The sequence below is a fragment of the Pseudomonas sp. Pseu.R1 genome (assembly GCF_045764065.1).
Lineage (GTDB): Bacteria > Pseudomonadota > Gammaproteobacteria > Pseudomonadales > Pseudomonadaceae > Aquipseudomonas.
This window is the reverse complement of the sequence record NZ_JBJGEE020000001.1, coordinates 4,298,434-4,317,762: the sequence shown is the minus strand read 5'-3', so window position 1 is coordinate 4,317,762 and position 19,329 is coordinate 4,298,434. Positions and strand designations below refer to the sequence as shown.

The following is a 19,329-nucleotide window of genomic DNA, read 5'->3' as shown; positions in this document are numbered from 1 at the left end:
GAGCCTACGCAACTATAAGAAATGTCCTTAGGACTTTGCCTGCAAAGACCACAACACCCTCATTGAGAAGGCGCACGCATTTGCGCACAGTAGTCTTGATCCGGCAACGCAGCGGTGTACCAGACGAAATCAGCGCTGCCGGGCTCGACATCAGTGCCGACCTGAACGAGCAGCAACACGACGGGCGCCTCGGGGCTGCCCAGATCAGCCATGTGCAATGGAACGCCCAGGTCCTTTCTGACGTGATAGCTGCCGGCAAACAACAATGCGGGTGTCGGCGCTTCCGCTACGCGATGGGCCATTCGCCGGTCTCGCTGTTGTTGAATCGCCAGCATTGCAGGCAGTGCGTCTTCGGGAAGCATGCCGCAGTGGGATGCCCGAACCTGCGACAGAAGCGCTTCACGCACAGAGTCGCGGGTCGAAAAGGTGCCACTCAGTACCGGACGCTGGTGATAAATCGCACCGACCTCTTCCGCCCCCAGATTCGCCCCCAGCACCGGATACGACTGGGTCAGCGCGAAACGCATCACCGGGCCATACAACGCCCAGTTCCAGCCCTTTTGCCAGCTCAGTGCGTGCTCAAGATCGGACGGATACTGGCCTTGTTGGATGCCCCGCTGCACAGCATCGACGCTCGATTGCTGATCTGGCGTCAGCATTTCAAGCAGCAGACTGCCTTGTGGGCGCTGATTGCCCAGCGCCTGCAGCAGCCACAGTTCCAGCGCGTGATGATCAGGGTTGTCGTGTTGCTCCCCTACCAGCACGCGCGGCACAACCGCCAAGCGGGTGACCAGTTGTTGCGGCGTCAGCGTTTGCCCGGTGTTCAAGTCCCTGATCATGCCCAGATCCACATGCTCGCGCCCTTCAGGGCTCTGCCAGGTCGGGAGAGGCGGTAACGGTGGGAGCGACTGGCAGGCGCTCACCAAGGACAACACCAGCAAGAACAGCAGATAACGACGCACACGAACTCCTTGCTCAGCGCGCGATGATCAGAGGGTGCCCCCGCTCCGGATGGCGCTGCACCAACACATCAAGACCAAACACCGCCTTGAGCGCATCCGGCGTAAGCACATCATCCGGCGCCCCCAACGCATAAGGACGCCCGGCCTCCAGCAGCAACAACCGGTCACAATAACGTGCGGCCAGGTTGAGATCGTGGAGGATCACCATGACCGCGCCGCCGCGATCGGCAAATTCACGCACGGCCTGCAACGTCGTGTGCTGATGCAATGGGTCGAGCATCGACGTCGGCTCATCCAGCAACAACGTTTGCCCACCCTCGCCTGGCCACAGTTGCGCCAGCACTCGGGCCAGGTGGACCCGCTGACGCTCCCCGCCCGACAGCGCGAGGTAACTGCGATCCTGCAAATGCCAGGCGTCTGCCGCTTCAAGCGAGGCCTGAACGATTTCGGCGTCGCGCTCCCGGCCACTGTCGTGGGGCAAGCGGCCCATCGCGACCACTTCCTGAACCTTGAACGCAAAACTCAGGGTCGAACTCTGCGGCAGCACCGCCAGCCGTCTGGCCCGCGCCTGCCCCGACCAATGCGACAGTGCCTGCCCGTCCAGCCAAAGCTGCCCATGGGAGGTTTTCAGCTCTCCACACAATGCGCCCAGCAGCGTGCTCTTGCCAGCACCGTTCGGCCCCAAAACGCCCAGCATGCGTCCTGGCTCCAGTGTCAGGCTGACATCGGCCAACACAGACTTGCCATCCCGATGAACGCTGATGTTGTCGGCTTTCATCATCAGGGGCGGCCTCGAACCAGCAGAAACAGGAAAAACGGCGCCCCGATGAAAGCCGTCACGATGCCGATCGGCAACTCGGCAGGCGCCAGCACTAGCCGGGCAAAAACGTCGGCAAACAGCAACAGGCTGGCACCCGCCAAGGCCGACGCGGGCAACACCACGCGGTGGTCGGGGCCTGCCAGCAGGCGAACCAGATGCGGCACGATCAATCCCACAAAGCCAATCAGCCCCGCTGCGGCGACGGCGGCCCCCACACCCAAGGCGATGCACAGCACCAGTTCGCGCTTGAGCCGCTCGACCTCGATTCCCAGATGACGCGCTTCCGACTCTCCCAGCAGCAAGGCGTTCAGTGCCCTGGCCCGGCGTGGCAACCACAGGATCACCAGTACGCAGACCAGCAATAATGGCCAGACTCTGGCGTAACTCGCGCCGTTGAGGGTACCGAGATTCCAGAACGTCAACGTGCGCAGGGTCGCGTCGTCCGCCAGATACGAGAACAGACCAATGATCGAACCGGCCAGTGCCGTCATCGCCACGCCCGCCAGCAGCATGATGCCCACACTGGTCTGTCCGTCTCGACGCCCCAGGCGATAGACAATCGCAGTCACGAGCAACCCGCCGCCAAACGCCGAGATCGAGAGCAGATAAGGCGCGATCGCCTCTGGCAGCCCGCCTATCGACGCGCCTGCGACAATCGCCACGGCTGCCCCCAATGCCGCGCCGCTGGATACGCCGACCAGGCCGGGGTCGGCAAGAGGGTTTCGAAACAGCCCCTGCATCGCCACACCCGACAACGCCAGCACGGCGCCGACGGCAAGGCCCAGCAGCGTTCGGGGCACGCGAATCTGGCCCAGAATCAGCTCGGCCTGCTGCAAGTCATCCCCGGCGACAGGCCACCCCAACAGACGCAACCCCGCGCGCAACGTGTCCATCAACGGCAGGCTGACAGGCCCTGACGCCAGCGACAGCCATACGGCCAATAAACACCCGACAATCAGGACACTAAATAGCCTACGGGGCTGAAGAATCACCCTCATTGTGCTGGCGTGACGTTGGCGTTAAGCGAGGTACTCGCCGGATAGAACGCCTTGGACAGCGCTTTCATGGCATCAGGCAAGCGAGGCCCAAGACCGCCGACCAGCAAGGTGGGATCAACTTCGACCAGACGATTGTTGCGTGCAGCCTGGGTGGCCGCCAGCAATGGATTCTCCTTGAACAACGCATCACGAGAGGAGGCGTTGCTCTGCGCGCGGTCGGTGAAAACCAGAACGTCAGGATTCAAACCCGCCATGGCCTCTGTGGAGAAAATCTTGTAGCCGTTGTGCGTCGCCAGATTGCGACCTCCCGCCTGCTTGATCAGCCAGTCGCCGACAGTGCCAGCCCCCGCCACCATTGGGCGGGACCCCGCGTGACTGACCAGCAACAGCACGCCCGGAGCCGACTGATGCTGCTGAGCCTGGTCGACCCAAGCGTGCTGGTTATCCAGTTGTTTGACGTACTGCTCACTCAGTTCGCGGGCTTGATTTTCCTTGCCCAGCAACGCACCCAGCTTTTGCAGATTGCCTTGAAGCGCTGTGGTCTCGGCACCTGCCGAGAAGACTTCAACGTTCACGCCCGCCGCACGCAATTGCTCCAGAACAGGCGGCGGTCCCATTTCCTCGGTGCCGACAAGAATATTCGGACGCAAACTGAGAATGCCTTCCGACGACAATTGGCGCTGATAACCAATGCTCGGCAGCGACTTGATCGATTCCGGATGCTGGCTGGTCGTGTCGATACCGACCAGATGCGACTCCCCACCCAACGCAACGATCCACTCCGTCAACGCGCCACCGGCACTGACCCAGCGCTGCGGCAACTGCGTGTCCGCCAGCAGCAGATGAGAGAATGAAAGCCCGATCAGAGCAGCGGTCAGCTTGGCAATGAAGCGCATAGGGGAAAGCATCCTTTATATAGAGAGAGCGCGCCTGATGGCCTTCCCGAACAAGGGTAGCGTCGACGCGTCATTCGCGGAGCTGTCAGACTAGGCCGCCTGTCACAGCCGGGCAATTTGATAATGACTTGCATTTACACGTCAAGCGCGAAGGTGGCTCCGCTGAATTACTTATGTAACGGAATCGATTTGGCCGAGGGCACGAGTCGGGGGTTTGAGGTCAATGGCGTTCAACTGCTGGTGGTGAGGCGCGCGGGGCAAGTGCACGCCTACCGCAATCGCTGCCCCCACCGTGGCATTCCACTGGAATGGCAACCTGACCGGTTCCTGGACGCCAGCGCCAGCCTGATCGAATGCGCGACTCACGGCGCTCTGTTCCTGATCGAGAGCGGTGAATGCATTGCAGGCCCTTGCGAGGGAAAATACCTGAGCGTCATCGAATGTGGCGAAAACGCTCAGGGCATCTGGATCAGGTTGTGAGTACGACGTTGGCGAGATGAACGTCCAGCTTTCGATCCACGCGGACTTCTTCGTGCGTCAAGTGAACCCCGTAGGCCAGAACCTGAACGCCCGCCGCCACCGCTTCTCGCAAGGCGACAGCGTAAGCGGCGTCGATCTCTTCAGCGGGTCGCACCGCCTCGATCCCGGTCAGATTGACGCAGTACAACAACACCGCACGCACGCCCTCCCGTGCCAACGCTGCCAGTTCACGCAAATGTCTGGCGCCGCGCTGAGTGACCGCGTCGGGAAACGCCGCCACGTTGCTGTCGTCGAACCCCAGCGTCACGCTCTTGACCTCAAGAAACAGCGAACCGTCCGGGTAATCCAGGCGGAAGTCGACCCGACTGTTTTCCTGCCCGTACGGGACTTCGCGCTTGAGCCCGGTAAATCCGTTCAATTCGGTGATCACGCCCGCCAACAGCGCTTCTTCCACCAGTTTGTTAGCCCGGCCCGTGTTCACGCAGGCAAAACGGCCTTGTGGCGTTTCGCTGATTTCCCACGTACCGGGGAGCTTGCGCTTGGGGTCATTGGAACGACTGAACCAGACGCGCCCGTTCGGCTTCATGCAATTGAACATCGAGCCCGTATTGGGGCAATGGATCGTCAGGCGCTCGCCGCTGGCTGTTTCGATATCCGCCAGGAAACGTTTGTAACGTTGCAACAGCCGCGCCTCTTCGAGTTCGGGAGAAAAACGCATCAGCCTTGCCAGCTCCGCAGCCCGCGCGCGATCCGCTCGACCGCTTCCTGCAAGCGCTCAAGGCTCTGGGTGTAGGCGAAACGCACGTGATGCCCGGCCTGATGGCGACCAAAGTCCAGCCCAGGCGTGAACGCGACGTGCTCGGTTTCCAGAAAATGCTGACAGAAAGCAAAGGCATCGCCGCCGAAAGCGCTGATCTCCGCATAAAGATAGAAAGCGCCCTCTGGCTCGACGGCAATGTGGAAACCCAGTTCGCGAAGTGCAGGAAGCAGAAAATCCCGGCGCTGGCCGAATTCGGCCCGACGCTGCTCAAGGATTTCCAGCGTTTGGGGTTCGAAACAGGCCAGCGCCGCGCTTTGTGCCATGCTCGGTGCGCTGATGTAGAGGTTCTGCGCCAGTTTTTCCAGATCGCCGATTGCCGCTTCGGGCGCCACCAGCCAGCCCAATCGCCAGCCGGTCATGCCGAAATACTTTGAAAAACTATTCAGCACAAACGCATCGTTATCCACTTCGAGCACGCTGGTGGCGTCGGTGCCGTACGTTAGGCCATGGTAAATCTCATCCACCACCAGATGACCATCACGAGCCTTGAGCGACGCTGACAGTGCCGCCAACTCCTCGCGATGCAGCAATGTGCCAGTTGGATTCGCAGGGGACGCGACCAGTGCGCCCACGCTGTCCTGATTCCAGTGTTTCGCGACCAATTCCGGCGTCAGTTGATACCGCACCTCCGGCCCGACCGGCACCAGTTGCGCGGCGCCTTCGACCAGACGCAAAAAATGCCGATTGCATGGGTAGCCCGGATCGGCCAGCAGCCAATGTTTGCCGGGGTCTACCAGCAGGCTCGACGCCAGCAGCAACGCGCCCGAGCCACCCGGAGTGATCAAAATGCGGCCCGGATCGATGTTCACGCCATAACGCTGCTGATAAAAGCCGGAAATCGCCTCGCGCAGCTCAGGCAAGCCGCGTGCGGCGGTGTAACGGGTTTTCCCGGCTGCCAGCGCCGCTTGACCCGCCTTGATGATGGGGTCCGCGGTCGTGAAATCGGGTTCACCGATTTCCAGGTGAATCACATCGTGCCCCGCCGCCTGCAATTCATTGGCACGGGCCAGCAGCGCCATGACATGAAAGGGTTCGATGGCGCGACTGCGCGCACTGTAGGGCTGGGACATCGGTCTTCCTTTTAATGACAAATACCGGAACAGGTCGACGATTCTACTCAACCGCCCCTCAACCGACAGATTTATCCGCCGTCGAATGTGCCGGTGATCCACAAATCCCGACGTTATTACGCAAGGGGCTAGACTGATGGCACTGCAAAATAATATAAAACCGGGCGCTTTGGCCGTGGTCATAGTTCACGGGCGCGTTGTAGAGCCATGCTCGACAACCGGGAGTGGCGCGCTCCGATTCGATCTGGTAAGTTCGCCCGCTTGCAGCCGCAGGGCCGGCAGGTGTCGGCGAAGGATCATTACCCTGCGCAATGGCTTAGAAGAGTGAGAGGCGGTCCGTTCATGCCCACCGAAGAAAAGCAAAAGAGCAACCAAACGATTAGCGGTTTCGAACCCTATGTTCCGGCAAAGGATGAGGAGTACATGGGCGCGCCCATGCGAGCTCACTTCGTCAAGATCCTGAACAAGTGGAAACAGGAACTGATGCAGGAAGTCGACCGCACCGTTGATCACATGAAGGACGAGGCAGCCAACTTTCCCGATCCGGCCGACCGTGCAAGCCAGGAGGAAGAATTCGCTCTGGAACTGCGTGCTCGTGACCGTGAGCGCAAGTTGATCAAGAAGATCGACAAGACGCTGCAACTGATCGAAGACGAAGAGTATGGCTGGTGTGAGTCTTGCGGTATCGAGATCGGCCTGCGCCGTCTGGAAGCCCGCCCGACTGCCGACCTGTGCATCGACTGCAAGACACTCGCTGAAATCAAGGAAAAACAGGTCGGTAAATCCTGATCTGTTTCCTGCACAACAAAGGACGCTTCGGCGTCCTTTATTTTTGGGGCAGACAATTCAGCACTGCCACCTTCGACCGCCCCACTTGGTGGGTCAGGCGAAACGACGTAACAGGTTCCACGACTGCTGCGGCCGAGCGCGACCCCGGGCCGATCGCGAGCAAGCTCACTCCTACAGAACCTGAGGATGCTTCCGGTTTTTCGCACATCTGATTTCCAGTACCATCACCGCCCATGAAATCCCCTTCTTATATAGGGCGCTTTGCGCCAACCCCCAGTGGCTATCTGCACTTCGGTTCGCTGGTCGCGGCGCTGGCGTCCTATCTGGATGCGCGCGCGGTCGGTGGCCAATGGCTGATGCGCATGGAAGACCTCGACCCACCCCGTGAGGAACCCGGCGCTCAAACCGCCATCCTCAACACCCTGGAAACTTACGGGTTTGAGTGGGATGGCGAACTGGTCAAGCAGAGCGACCGGCACGACGCCTATCAAGACATCATCAACCGCTGGTTCAGCTACGGGCTGGCCTACGCCTGCAACTGCTCGCGCAAACAACTGGAAGACTTTCAGGGCATTTATCCGGGTTTCTGCCGTAACGCTGGCCATTCCCCCGAAAGCGGGGCGATCCGAATTCGCGTACCGGAGCTGGAATACCGCTTCGAGGACCGGGTTCAGGGTGAGTTTCGCCAGCATCTTGGGCGTGACGTCGGCGACTTCGTGATTCGCCGCCGTGACGGGCTGTACGCCTATCAGCTGGCCGTGGTGCTCGACGATGGCTGGCAAGGCGTGACCGACATCGTGCGCGGCGCCGACCTGCTGGACTCCACACCGCGCCAACTGTACCTGCAAGAGCTGCTCGGCCTGCCTCAGCCGCGTTACTTGCATGTCCCGCTGATCACCCAGCCAAACGGCCACAAACTGGGCAAAACGTACCGCTCACCGCCGCTGTCCGCCGATCAGGCCACGCCGCTGCTGCTTCGCGCGCTGCGGGCACTGGGGCAGTCGACACCGAGCGATCTGTCGTACGCCAGCCCAAGGGAAGTGCTGGACTGGGGAATCGCCCACTGGAACGCGGATTTGATTCCACGGGTCGCCAGTATCGAAGAAGCTCGAATAGACTGAGCCAGAGCGGCTATCTCGATTTACAACACCGATTTGCAGCACAAAGCTGGCCGAAACGTCGCTTGCAGCCTGATAGCCATCCGTTACCATGCCGCGCTTGTCTCGGTCATACAACCTGGGAGGCCACATGTACATTTATCGGCTGGTCCTGCTCCTGGTGGTGGGCATCTACCTATTCTCCCCGGCCATCATGGACTGGTGGATCGACGCGACAGGCGCTTGGTACAGGCCTTATATGCTTTGGCTGATCCTGATCGTGGTGACTTTCATTCTGCAGAGCCAACGAGATGCCGATGAGCTTTAGCCTGACCCAGATGATTCTGGTCAGCGCCGCCTACCTGCTGGTGCTGTTCAGCGTCGCCTGGATCAGCGAACGTGGTCTGATTCCACGCTGGATCATTCGCCACCCACTGACCTACACGCTGTCGCTGGGGGTCTACGCCAGTGCATGGGCGTTCTATGGCACCGTGGGGCTCGCCTATGAATACGGCTACGGCTTTCTGTCCAGTTATCTGGGCGTCTCGGGCGCTTTTCTGCTCGCCCCGGTGCTGCTTTATCCGATCCTGAAAATCACCCGGACCTATCAGCTCTCGTCATTGGCGGACCTGTTCGCCTTCCGCTTCCGCAGTACTTGGGCCGGGGCACTGACCACCGTCTTCATGCTGATCGGCGTACTGCCTCTGCTGGCCCTGCAAATCCAGGCCGTTGCGGACTCCATCGGTATCCTGACCCGCGAGCCGGTGCGCAACTACGTAGCCCTCGCCTTTTGCGTACTGATCATTCTGTTCACCATCTTCTTCGGGTCACGCCACATCGCTACCCGTGAAAAGCACGAAGGGCTTGTGTTCGCGATCGCTTTTGAATCGGTGATCAAGCTGGTCGCCATCGGCGGCATCGGCATTTACGCGCTGTATGGGGTATTCGACGGCCCACAAAGTCTCGAACAGTGGCTGTTGCAAAACCAGAGTGCACTGGCTGCCCTGCACACCCCTTTGCAAGAAGGCCCATGGCGCACATTGCTGCTGGTGTTTTTCGCGTCAGCCATCGTGATGCCACACATGTATCACATGACGTTCACCGAAAACCTCAACCCGCGCTCGCTGGTCAGCGCCAGTTGGGGGCTGCCGCTGTTCCTGTTGCTAATGAGTCTTGCGGTGCCGCTGGTGCTCTGGGCGGGGTTGAAGCTGGGGGCGACGACCAGCCCGGAATATTTCACCCTCGGCATTGGCATTGCGGCCCACAATAAGCTGTTGGCACTGCTGGGCTACGTCGGCGGTCTCTCGGCGGCGAGCGGGCTGATCATCGTCACGACCCTCGCCCTGTCAGGCATGGCGTTGAACCATCTGGTACTGCCGCTCTACCAGCCCCCCGCCGAAGGCAATATCTATCGTTGGCTAAAATGGACCCGCCGGGGCCTGATCGTCGCAATCATCATGGCCGGTTATGCCTTCTACCTGATGCTGGGCGCCAAGCAGGATCTGGCCAATCTGGGCATCGTCGCCTTCGTCGCCACACTGCAATTTTTGCCGGGCGTGCTCTCGGTACTGTACTGGCCTGCCGCCAACCGTCGGGGCTTCATGGCCGGGCTGATTGCCGGGATCGTGGTGTGGATGGTCAGCATGCTGTTCCCGCTGATCGGCAACTTTCAGGGCTTCTACATTCCCCTGCTGAACATGATCTACGTGCTGGATGACACCAGTTGGCACATGGCAGCCATTGCGTCGCTGGCGGCCAACGTGCTGGTCTTTACGCTGATTTCGTTGTTCAGCAATCCCAGCCCCGAAGAAGCCAGCGCTGCTGAGGCCTGCGCCGTCGATAACGTGCGCCGTCCGCAACGGCGCGAGCTGTACGCGGCATCGCCACAGGAATTCGCCACCCAACTGGCCAAACCGCTGGGCGCCAAGGCCGCGCAGAAAGAGGTCGAACAGGCCCTGCGCGACCTGTACCTGCCTTTCGACGAACGCCGCCCTTATGCCTTGCGCCGCTTGCGCGACCGCATCGAGGCCAACCTCTCAGGCCTGATGGGGCCGAGTGTCGCTCAGGACATGGTCGAAACCTTCCTGCCGTACAAATCCGGCAGCGAAAACTACGTCACCGAAGACATACACTTCATCGAAAGCCGTCTTGAGGATTATCACTCCCGCCTCACGGGCCTGGCCGCTGAACTCGACGCCCTGCGCCGCTACCACCGCCAGACCTTGCAGGAATTGCCGATGGGCGTGTGCTCGCTGGCCAAGGATCAGGAAATCCTGATGTGGAACAAGGCGATGGAAGAGTTGACCGGCATCGGCGCTCAACGCGTTGTCGGCTCGCGCCTTGAAACCATCGTCGATCCATGGCGCCAACTGCTGCTGGGCTTCATCAACGTGCCGGACGAGCACTTGCACAAGCAGCGTCTGGCGCTGGATGGGCAGACCCGCTGGCTGAACCTTCACAAAGCAGCCATCGACGAACCTCTGGCCCCTGGCAACAGTGGCCTGGTGATTCTGGTGGAGGATTTGACCGACACCCAGATGCTCGAAGACAAACTCGTGCATTCCGAGCGTCTGGCGAGCATCGGTCGCCTGGCGGCGGGGGTGGCGCACGAAATCGGCAACCCGATCACCGGCATCGCCTGCCTCGCGCAGAACCTTCGTGAAGAGCGCGAAGAGGACGGGGAACTGACCGAAATCAGCAGTCAGATCCTTGAACAGACCAAACGCGTCTCACGCATCGTGCAATCGCTGATGAGCTTCGCCCACGCAGGCGGCCATCAACAATCCGACGAAGCGGTGTGCCTGGCCGAAGTCGCGCAGGATGCCATTGGTCTGCTCGCGCTGAACCGACGTAATTTCGAAGTGCAATTCTATAACCTGTGCAACCCGAACCACTGGGTCGATGGCGATCCTCAGCGGTTGGCTCAGGTACTGATCAATCTGCTCTCCAACGCCCGTGACGCCTCGCCTGCAGGCAGCGCAGTGCGAGTCAAGAGCGAAGCCAGCGAACACACGGTCGATTTGATCGTCGAAGACGAAGGCACTGGAATACCCAAAGCGATCATGGACCGCTTGTTCGAACCGTTCTTCACCACCAAGGATCCGGGGGAAGGGACTGGACTGGGGCTTGCACTGGTCTATTCCATCGTTGAAGAGCATTATGGACAAATCACCATCGACAGCCCGGCTGACCCCGAGCAACAACGCGGAACCCGTATTCGGGTGACATTACCGCGACATGTCGAAGCGACGTCCGCTGTGAACTGAGACCGTCGAGAGTATCGAATCAATGCCGCACATTTTGATCGTCGAAGACGAAACCATTATCCGCTCTGCCTTGCGTCGCCTGCTGGAACGTAATCAGTACCAGGTCAGTGAAGCCGGATCCGTGCAGGAAGCTCAGGAACGTTTCAGCATCCCCTCGTTTGATCTGATCGTCAGCGACTTGCGCCTGCCCGGCGCTCCCGGCACCGAGCTGATCAAGCTGGGTCAGGGCAAGCCCGTGTTGATCATGACCAGCTACGCCAGCCTGCGCTCGGCCGTGGACTCGATGAAGATGGGCGCGGTGGATTACATCGCCAAGCCTTTCGATCACGACGAAATGCTCCAGGCCGTGTCACGCATCCTGCGCGACCGACAAACGGTACAAAGCCTTCAGGCCGAACGCGCTGCCGTACCTGGTAAGGCCGCTGCCGCCGACAAAGGGCCAGATAACAGCAACGGCGAGATCGGCATCATCGGTTCCTGCCCGCCGATGCAAGACCTCTACGGCAAGATCCGCAAGGTTGCGCCCACCGATTCCAACGTGTTGATTCAGGGTGAGTCCGGCACCGGCAAGGAATTGGTCGCCCGCGCCCTGCACAACCTGTCCCGACGCGCCAAAGCGCCGATGATCTCGGTGAACTGCGCCGCGATCCCGGAAACGCTGATCGAGTCCGAACTGTTCGGCCACGAAAAAGGCGCATTCACCGGCGCCAGCGCAGGACGCGCAGGTCTGGTGGAGGCAGCAGACGGCGGTACGCTGTTCCTCGATGAGATTGGCGAGTTGCCGCTTGAAGCCCAGGCGCGCCTGCTGCGGGTGCTTCAGGAAGGCGAGATTCGCCGGGTCGGTTCGGTGCAATCGCAGAAAGTCGATGTACGCCTGATCGCCGCGACCCACCGCGACCTCAAGAGCCTGGCCAAAGTCGGCCAGTTCCGTGAGGACTTGTATTACCGACTCCACGTCATCGCCTTGAAACTGCCTGCCCTGCGCGAGCGCGGCGCGGACGTCAATGAAATCGCCAACGCCTTCCTCGCCCGTCAAAGCGCCAAGGCAGGCCGTAACGATCTGCGCTTTGGTCCTGATGCAGAACAAGCCATTCGTCAGTATTCCTGGCCGGGTAACGTGCGCGAGTTGGAGAACGCAGTCGAGCGCGCCGTGATTCTGTGCGAGAGCCCGGAAATCTCGGCCGACCTGCTGGGTATCGATATCGAACTGGGTGATCTGGACGTCGACGAGTTCATTGGTCTGGCGCCTCAGCAGCCGTCCTCGAATTCAACCGCGCAAGAACCGACCGAGGACCTGTCGCTGGAGGACTACTTCCAGCACTTCGTGCTTGAGCACCAGGACCACATGACCGAGACCGAACTGGCGCGCAAGCTCGGCGTCAGCCGCAAGTGCCTGTGGGAACGTCGCCAGCGTCTGGGCATCCCCCGCCGCAAGACCGGCGTGGCCAGCGAGACCTGAGACTTTTATGTAGCAATGCGCAGTCCTTTGTGGGAGCCGGCTTGCTGGCGAAAGCAGTGTCTCAGTCAACTCATCCATCACTGAAGCACCGCCTTCGCCAGCAAGCCGGCTCCCACAAGCGTTACGGCCGATACTCGGTATCGTGAAAGGCTCTGGCACGCGGCATACCGGGGCTTGTGAAAAAACTGTTACCTCATCAGCGACACGTAACAAAAGCCGGGGCGTACGGTAACGTAGTCCCGGCTTTTTCTGACTACAAGAAAATAGCGTCGATTTGCCACACCCCCGTATTTAGAGGGCTGCAGCCTGTTTCGCAGAAGTTGGCACGCCTCCTGCTATATGTATTCGTACAAGAACAACAAAAATCAGTCACCCGCAAAACAACACAATAAAAACAAGACGAATCGACTCACGCATAACAAGAACAACACGGCGGAGGCGCAGCTAACTGATTCTTTTGGAGAGGCGTTGCATTTGGGACTTGTCCCGCAACCAGGCCGAGAACAACAAAAAACTACCCTAAGGTAGCGCCTGAACTGGTTGGATCGATTGATCATTGCAGCACAGCGACCAAAGCAATCCGTTTGCTCTTGACTCCCGATTGGGAGGTTTCACTGGCGAAGAGCCGTGAATTGGGCGCTCAACAAAAACAAAAAGCCCAACAGACAATAAAAATAAGAGCACGCACTTTGGGGGAGCTTCGGCTCCCCCAGTAGCTTCCGGGAAGAAGTTTTCCCAATCAGAGCACAGCAAAACCCGCTTCAACCCTTGCATTTCCTGCCTTCAAGCGGCGTTCGCGCTGCGTCCTACACCATCCCTCGACTAAATGCTAGAATCCCCGCCCATCATGCGGTCATTCTTCGTCATTGGCCGAAATTCCCTTCAAACAGTGCATCCCATGCTGAAGAAGCTGTTCCAGTCCATCCGTTCTCCCCTGCGCAAGCCGCAGCAACACGTGCGCACAACGCCTGAAGTGCTCAGCAGCAACCAGCATTCGTTGCAGCGCAATCAATTCAGCCGCTATGCGGTGAATATCGTCGAGCGTCTGCAAAATGCGGGCTATCAGGCCTACTTGGTAGGCGGCTGTGTACGGGACCTGATGCTGGGCATCACCCCGAAGGATTTCGACGTCGCCACCAGCGCCACACCTGAGCAGGTGCGTGTAGAATTCCGGAACGCACGGATCATTGGTCGTCGTTTCAAACTGGTTCACATCCATTTCGGTCGCGAAATCATCGAAGTGGCGACGTTCCGCGCCAATCACCCGCAAGACGAAGAGCAGGAAGACAGCCATCAGTCTTCGCGCAACGAGAGCGGGCGGATTCTGCGGGACAACGTTTACGGCACGCTGGAAGAAGACGCCCAACGCCGCGACTTCACCATCAACGCTCTGTATTACGACCCGGTCACCGAGCGCGTGCTGGATTACGCCAATGGCGTGCACGATATTCGTAATCGCCTGATTCGCCTGATCGGCGATCCTCAGCAGCGCTACAAAGAAGACCCGGTGCGGATGCTGCGCGCCGTGCGCTTCGCTGCCAAGCTCGACTTTGGTATCGAGAAGCACACCGCAACGCCCATTCGCCCACTGGCGCCAATGCTGCGCGACATTCCGGCAGCACGTCTGTTCGAAGAGGTGCTCAAGCTGTTCCTGTCCGGCCAGGCTGAACCGACGTTCGAAATGCTGGTGGACCTGGAATTGTTCGACCCGCTGTTCCCGGCCAGCGCCAAAGCGCTGGAGCACACACCGACCTACACGCATACGCTGATCTGCAACGCATTGATCAACACCGACCTGCGCGTACGGCAGAACAAACCCGTCACCCCGGCATTTCTGTTCGCAGCTCTGCTGTGGCCAGCACTTCCCTATCGCGTACTGCGCCTGCAAGAGCGCGGCATGCCGCCGATTCCGGCCATGCAGGAAGCGGCTCACGAACTGATCGCCGAGCAATGCCAGCGAATCGCGATTCCAAAACGTTTTACCATGCCGATTCGCGAAATCTGGGACATGCAGGAACGTCTCCCGCGTCGCTCGGGCAAACGTGCCGATCTGCTGCTGGACAACCCACGCTTCCGTGCTGGATACGATTTCCTGTTGTTGCGTGAGTCTGCGGGTGAAGAGACCGATGGCCTGGGCGAGTGGTGGACTGATTATCAGGACGCCAATGAATCCGGCAGACGCGACATGATTCGCGATCTGAGCAACAAACCCGAGACCACCGGTCAGGGGCCGCGCAAGCGTCGTCGCAGTGGCGGCGGCAAACGCAAACATGCAGGCGCGGACGCAGCGGAATAATGGCAGCGATGGAGCGAGTCTACATCGGCATGGGCAGCAACCTGGCCGACCCTGCCGAGCAACTGCGTGAAGCGCTAAAAGCGTTGGGGCAGTTGCCGCAAACCAGCCTGTCAGGCGTTTCTTCTTTTTATGTGAGCGATTCGCTGCTTGCGGGTCAGCCGCGCTACACCAACGCGGTGGCAGCGCTGGACACTACGCTTGAGCCTCTGGCACTGCTGGATGCGTTGCAAGAGATCGAGAATGACCAGGGCCGCGAGCGGTTGGAGCGTTGGGGGCCGCGAACACTGGACCTGGACATTCTGCTGTTTGGCGATCGCGTGATCGACGTGCCGCGCCTGAAGGTTCCGCATTACCACATGCAGGCGCGGGCGTTCGTGTTGTATCCGCTGTCCGAGCTGGCGCCGGGGATCACCTTTGCCGATGGCCGCAGGCTGGATGACCTTCTCGCCGATTGCCCGTTCGAAGGGTTAGAAAGGATCTAGCGCCTTTTCCCTGTAGGAGTGAGCTTGCATCGCGCTCGCCGTTACTTCTAACCGGTAACATCCCGACCAAACCGGTAACACCCGGAATTGACTTCCCGCCCCCTCCTCACGAAGATAAGCGTCCCGAAGCCGGACGACCGGCTTTAAGGCGCCTGACAGGTCTTTTCAAACATCGCGAAACGACGATGTGCCTGCATTTGCAGAATGAATCACGCGTTGCTCGGCGTAGTATTCACAGCGCCTGAATGAGGACTTTTTTCATGCCAGATATCACCGTTACGTCCCTGCTGGGCCTGAAGCAGAAAGGTGAGAAGATCACCATGCTCACCTGCTACGACGCAACCTTCGCCCACACTGCCAGCCAGGCAGGTGTCGAAGTGTTATTGGTCGGCGACTCGCTGGGCATGGTCCTTCAGGGTCATGACAGCACACTGCCTGTCACCACTGCCGAGATGGCCTATCACGTGGCCAGCGTCAAACGCGGCAACCAGGGCGCGTTGATCCTCGCGGACCTGCCGTTCATGTCCTTCGCCACCATCGAAAAGACCTTCGCCAACAGCGCGATGTTGATGCAGGCCGGTGCGCACATGGTCAAGATCGAGGGTGCAGCGTGGCTGGGTGAGTCTATTCGTCTGCTCGCCGATCGCGGGATTCCAGTGTGCGCGCACATGGGCCTGACCCCTCAAGCGGTCAACGTGCTGGGCGGTTACAAAGTCCAGGGGCGTCAAGAAGCGCAGGCGCGGCAGATGCGCGCTGACGCGATCACGCTGGAACAGGCTGGCGCGGCGATGATTCTGCTCGAATGCGTGCCTGGCGAACTGGCGCAGGAAATCACCCATGCGGTGAAAATCCCGGTGATCGGCATCGGCGCCGGTAGCGCCACCGATGGCCAGGTGCTGGTATTACACGACATGCTGGGCCTGTCCATCAGTGGCCGGGTGCCCAAGTTCGTGAAGAACTTCATGACCGGCCAGCCGGACATCCAGTCCGCCATCGCGGCCTATGTCAGCGCCGTCAAAGACGTCAGCTTCCCCGCTCCAGAACACGGATTCTCGGCATGAACACTGTAAAAACCGTGCGCGAACTGCGCGCTGCCGTCGCTCGCGCCCGCAGTGAAGGCAAACGTATCGCGCTCGTGCCCACCATGGGCAACCTGCACAGCGGCCACACGGCCCTGGTGACCAAGGCCACACAACGCGCTGATTTCGTGGTGGCGAGTATCTTCGTCAACCCGTTGCAGTTCGGCCCCAACGAAGACCTGGCCACCTACCCGCGCACCTTGGCGGCCGATCAGGAAAAACTGCTGCAGGCCGGTTGCCATCTGCTGTTCACCCCCACAGTCGAAGAAATGTACCCTCATGGCATGGCCGACCAGACCATCGTCCGCGTACCGGTGGTTTCCGAGGGCCTGTGTGGTGGCAGTCGCCCTGGGCATTTCGATGGGGTCTCCACCGTGGTCAGCAAGCTGTTCAACATGGTGCAGCCGGACATCGCGATTTTCGGCCAGAAAGACTTCCAGCAACTGGCCGTGGTCAGCGCACTGGTGCGGGACCTGAACATGCCGATCCAGATCATTGGCGAGCCGACGGTGCGCGCGGCTGACGGTTTGGCGCTGTCTTCGCGCAATGGCTATCTGACCGAAGCCGAACGTGCGACGGCGCCTGCGTTGTATCGTGTCATCAAACAGATCGGTGATGCGTTGCACAATGGCGAGCAGAACCACGAGCAGCTTCTGGTCGATGGCAAGAAAGCCCTCGAAATCGCGGGATTACGCCCGGATTATCTGGAAATCCGCAACGCCGTGACGCTGCGTCCGACCACACCAAACGATCTGGACCTTGTGGTCTTGGGCGCGGCCTTTCTGGGCAAGACCCGTTTGATCGACAATTTGCATCTGGTCAGGGAATAACACCCCACGCAGCGTTTATAGAGAGCACTTTCGCATTCGCATCTATGCTCACTACCCCAAGGTCAGGCTTGTGAAATTCAAGCAACACGGGCTTCATACGGCCTTGGGGAATGAACTTAGCCACACCCGCAATGCCCTATCGATACTGTTCGCCCGAGAAGGGCGAGATTACCTTGTGAGAAAAAGTACCGAGCAAAGGGAAAGCAAGGCGCAGACATCGGCGTTGCCGGGGATTAGTCTCTGACGTATTAACGAATTCGTGTCCACTCCTGGCCTTTCAGTGTCCATAGGCAGTTCAAGTACAAGGAAACCCGCAGCGATGGCGTACTACCGCACTCCTCATGACGTCACCACCCTGCCCGCCTGGCAGGCGCTCACTGAACACCGCAAAGCGATGCAGAATTTCAGCATGCGCGACGCGTTCAACGAAAACCCGCAGCGCTTCAACGAATTCACCCTGAGCAGCAGCGGCCTGTTCCTCGATTATTCGAAAAACCTGATCACTGCCGAAACCCGCAAGTTGCTGGTCGATCTGGCCGATCAAGTCGGCCTGAAAGACGCCATCAAGGCGCAGTACGACGGCGAACTGGTCAACTCCTCCGAAGGCCGCCCGGCGCTGCACACCGCGCTGCGTCGTCCGGTGGGCGACAAGCTGATGGTCAACGGCGTCAACGTGATGCCGGAAGTGCACAAGGTGCTGAACCAGATTACCGATCTGGTGGGCCGCATTCACGACGGCCTGTGGCGCGGTTACACCGAAAAGCCGATCACCGACGTGGTCAACATCGGCATCGGTGGCTCGTTCCTTGGCCCTGAGCTGGTCTCCGAAGCGCTGCTGTCCTATGCGCAAAAAGGCGTTCGCTGCCACTACCTGGCGAACATCGACGGCACCGAGCTGCACGAACTGACCAGCAAACTGCGCGCCGAGACCACGCTGTTCATCGTCTCGTCCAAGACCTTCAGCACCCTTGAAACCCTGAAGAACGCCACCGCCGCCCGGGCCTGGTACTTGGCGCAGGGCGGTTCCGAAGCGGAGCTGTATCGTCACTTCATCGCGGTGTCGAGCAACAACGCCGCAGCCGTGGCGTTCGGTATTCGTGAAGAGAACATTTTCCCGATGTGGGACTGGGTCGGCGGTCGTTATTCGCTGTGGTCGGCGATTGGTCTGCCTATCGCGCTGGCGGTCGGCATGTCCAACTTCAAGGAGCTGCTGTCCGGTGCCTATACCATGGATCAGCACTTCCTGAACGCACCGTTCGAGCAGAACATGCCTGCGCTGCTCGGCCTGCTGGGCGTGTGGTATGGCAACTTTTGGGGCGCACAAAGCCACGCGATCCTGCCGTACGACCACTACCTGCGTAACATCACGAAGCACTTGCAACAGTTGGACATGGAATCCAATGGCAAGAGCGTTCGTCTGGACGGCGTGCCGGTCAAGACCGACACCGGGCCGGTAATCTGGGGTGGCGTGGGCTGTAACGGTCAGCACGCTTATCACCAGTTGCTGCACCAGGGCACCCAGTTGATTCCGGCTGACTTCATCGTGCCGATCGTCAGCTTCAACCCGGTTTCCGACCACCACCAGTGGCTGTACGCCAACTGCCTGTCTCAGAGCCAGGCATTGATGCTGGGCAAAACCCGCGAAGAAGCCGAAGCCGAATTGCGCGCCAAGGGCATGCCGGAATCGGAAGTGCAGCGTATTGCGCCGCACAAGATCATTCCGGGCAACCGTCCGAGCAACACCCTCGTCGTCGAGCGCATCAGCCCTCGTCGTCTGGGTGCGCTGGTGGCGATGTACGAGCACAAGGTGTTCGTGCAAAGCGTGGTCTGGGGCACGAACGCCTTCGACCAATGGGGCGTCGAGCTGGGTAAAGAGCTGGGTAAAGGTGTTTACAGCCGTCTGGTCGGCACCGAAGAGACCGCCGCTGAAGACGCGTCGACTCAAGGCCTGATCAACTACTTCCGCGGCCGTCACCGCGGCTGAT

The 19,329-nt window shown here is 59.9% G+C and carries 17 protein-coding genes; 11 read left to right on the top strand and 6 right to left on the bottom strand.

The genetic code is table 11. The features are described 5' to 3' along the window. Positions 1–59: 59 nt before the first annotated feature. From ACI5GA_RS19740 to ACI5GA_RS19725, 4 genes are read right to left on the bottom strand one after another with little or no spacing between them, the layout of a single operon-like run. Positions 60–962, bottom strand: a complete 903-nt coding sequence (locus ACI5GA_RS19740; protein WP_421423899.1) for a ChaN family lipoprotein — start codon at positions 960–962, stop codon at positions 60–62. 13 nt (positions 963–975) lie between these two features. After that, on the bottom strand, positions 976–1,743 hold the full coding sequence (locus ACI5GA_RS19735; protein WP_404640411.1) for a heme ABC transporter ATP-binding protein: 768 nt from the start codon (positions 1,741–1,743) through the stop codon (positions 976–978). Continuing rightward, positions 1,743–2,780: a FecCD family ABC transporter permease gene (locus tag ACI5GA_RS19730; protein WP_421423898.1), complete on the bottom strand. Its 1,038-nt coding sequence runs from the start codon at positions 2,778–2,780 to the stop codon at positions 1,743–1,745. The genes ACI5GA_RS19735 and ACI5GA_RS19730 overlap by 1 nt, the downstream gene beginning before the upstream one ends. Next, complete coding sequence (locus tag ACI5GA_RS19725; protein WP_404640415.1) at positions 2,777–3,676, bottom strand: heme/hemin ABC transporter substrate-binding protein; 900 nt, start codon at positions 3,674–3,676, stop codon at positions 2,777–2,779. Before ACI5GA_RS19725 ends, ACI5GA_RS19730 begins: the two co-directional genes overlap by 4 nt. 162 nt (positions 3,677–3,838) lie before the next feature. Here ACI5GA_RS19725 and ACI5GA_RS19720 point away from each other — a divergent pair, with 162 nt between their 5' ends. Next, positions 3,839–4,156 carry a Rieske (2Fe-2S) protein gene (locus tag ACI5GA_RS19720; protein WP_421425497.1) on the top strand — a complete coding sequence of 106 codons (318 nt, stop codon included), beginning with the start codon at positions 3,839–3,841 and terminating at the stop codon, positions 4,154–4,156. On the opposite strand, the gene sfsA is transcribed toward ACI5GA_RS19720, so the two are convergent. Both sfsA and ACI5GA_RS19710 read right to left on the bottom strand, forming a co-directional pair. Further along, entirely contained in the window at positions 4,146–4,874 is a 729-nt protein-coding gene (gene sfsA / locus ACI5GA_RS19715; protein ID WP_404640417.1) for a DNA/RNA nuclease SfsA, read from the bottom strand. The genes ACI5GA_RS19720 and sfsA overlap by 11 nt on opposite strands. Beyond that, entirely contained in the window at positions 4,874–6,046 is a 1,173-nt protein-coding gene (locus tag ACI5GA_RS19710; protein ID WP_421423897.1) for a pyridoxal phosphate-dependent aminotransferase, read from the bottom strand. The genes sfsA and ACI5GA_RS19710 overlap by 1 nt, the downstream gene beginning before the upstream one ends. Positions 6,047–6,388: 342 nt before the next feature. Here ACI5GA_RS19710 and dksA point away from each other — a divergent pair, with 342 nt between their 5' ends. The 10 genes from dksA to pgi all read left to right on the top strand — a co-directional run bounded on the left by dksA (position 6,389) and on the right by pgi (position 19,328). Beyond that, the gene (gene dksA, locus ACI5GA_RS19705; RefSeq protein ID WP_404640421.1) at positions 6,389–6,835 is read left to right on the top strand and encodes an RNA polymerase-binding protein DksA; all 447 of its coding nucleotides are present in this window, start codon (positions 6,389–6,391) and stop codon (positions 6,833–6,835) included. Positions 6,836–7,068: 233 nt separating this feature from the next. Next, on the top strand, positions 7,069–7,956 hold the full coding sequence (gene gluQRS / locus ACI5GA_RS19700) for a tRNA glutamyl-Q(34) synthetase GluQRS (RefSeq protein ID WP_404640423.1): 888 nt from the start codon (positions 7,069–7,071) through the stop codon (positions 7,954–7,956). 127 nt (positions 7,957–8,083) lie between these two features. Beyond that, positions 8,084–8,260 carry a hypothetical protein gene (locus ACI5GA_RS19695; protein WP_002552060.1) on the top strand — a complete coding sequence of 59 codons (177 nt, stop codon included), beginning with the start codon at positions 8,084–8,086 and terminating at the stop codon, positions 8,258–8,260. Continuing rightward, positions 8,244–11,198 (top strand): sensor histidine kinase, encoded by a 2,955-nt coding sequence (locus ACI5GA_RS19690; protein WP_404640425.1) that lies wholly within the window; start codon positions 8,244–8,246, stop codon positions 11,196–11,198. Before ACI5GA_RS19695 ends, ACI5GA_RS19690 begins: the two co-directional genes overlap by 17 nt. A gap of 22 nt (positions 11,199–11,220) precedes the next feature. Continuing rightward, positions 11,221–12,657, top strand: coding sequence for a sigma-54-dependent transcriptional regulator (locus tag ACI5GA_RS19685; protein ID WP_404640427.1), 1,437 nt, complete (start codon positions 11,221–11,223; stop codon positions 12,655–12,657). 898 nt (positions 12,658–13,555) lie between these two features. After that, a complete protein-coding gene (locus ACI5GA_RS19680) occupies positions 13,556–14,953 on the top strand; it encodes a polynucleotide adenylyltransferase PcnB (RefSeq protein ID WP_421423894.1) in 1,398 nt (465 codons plus the stop codon). 8 nt (positions 14,954–14,961) lie between these two features. Further along, a complete protein-coding gene (gene folK, locus ACI5GA_RS19675; RefSeq protein WP_404640431.1) occupies positions 14,962–15,435 on the top strand; it encodes a 2-amino-4-hydroxy-6-hydroxymethyldihydropteridine diphosphokinase in 474 nt (157 codons plus the stop codon). A 260-nt stretch (positions 15,436–15,695) separates the two neighbouring features. Further along, complete coding sequence (panB, locus tag ACI5GA_RS19670; protein WP_421423893.1) at positions 15,696–16,496, top strand: 3-methyl-2-oxobutanoate hydroxymethyltransferase; 801 nt, start codon at positions 15,696–15,698, stop codon at positions 16,494–16,496. Then, entirely contained in the window at positions 16,493–17,344 is an 852-nt protein-coding gene (panC, locus tag ACI5GA_RS19665; RefSeq protein ID WP_421423892.1) for a pantoate--beta-alanine ligase, read from the top strand. The genes panB and panC overlap by 4 nt, the downstream gene beginning before the upstream one ends. A gap of 319 nt (positions 17,345–17,663) precedes the next feature. Further along, positions 17,664–19,328, top strand: a complete 1,665-nt coding sequence (gene pgi / locus ACI5GA_RS19660; RefSeq protein WP_404640437.1) for a glucose-6-phosphate isomerase — start codon at positions 17,664–17,666, stop codon at positions 19,326–19,328. Position 19,329 lies beyond the last annotated feature (1 nt).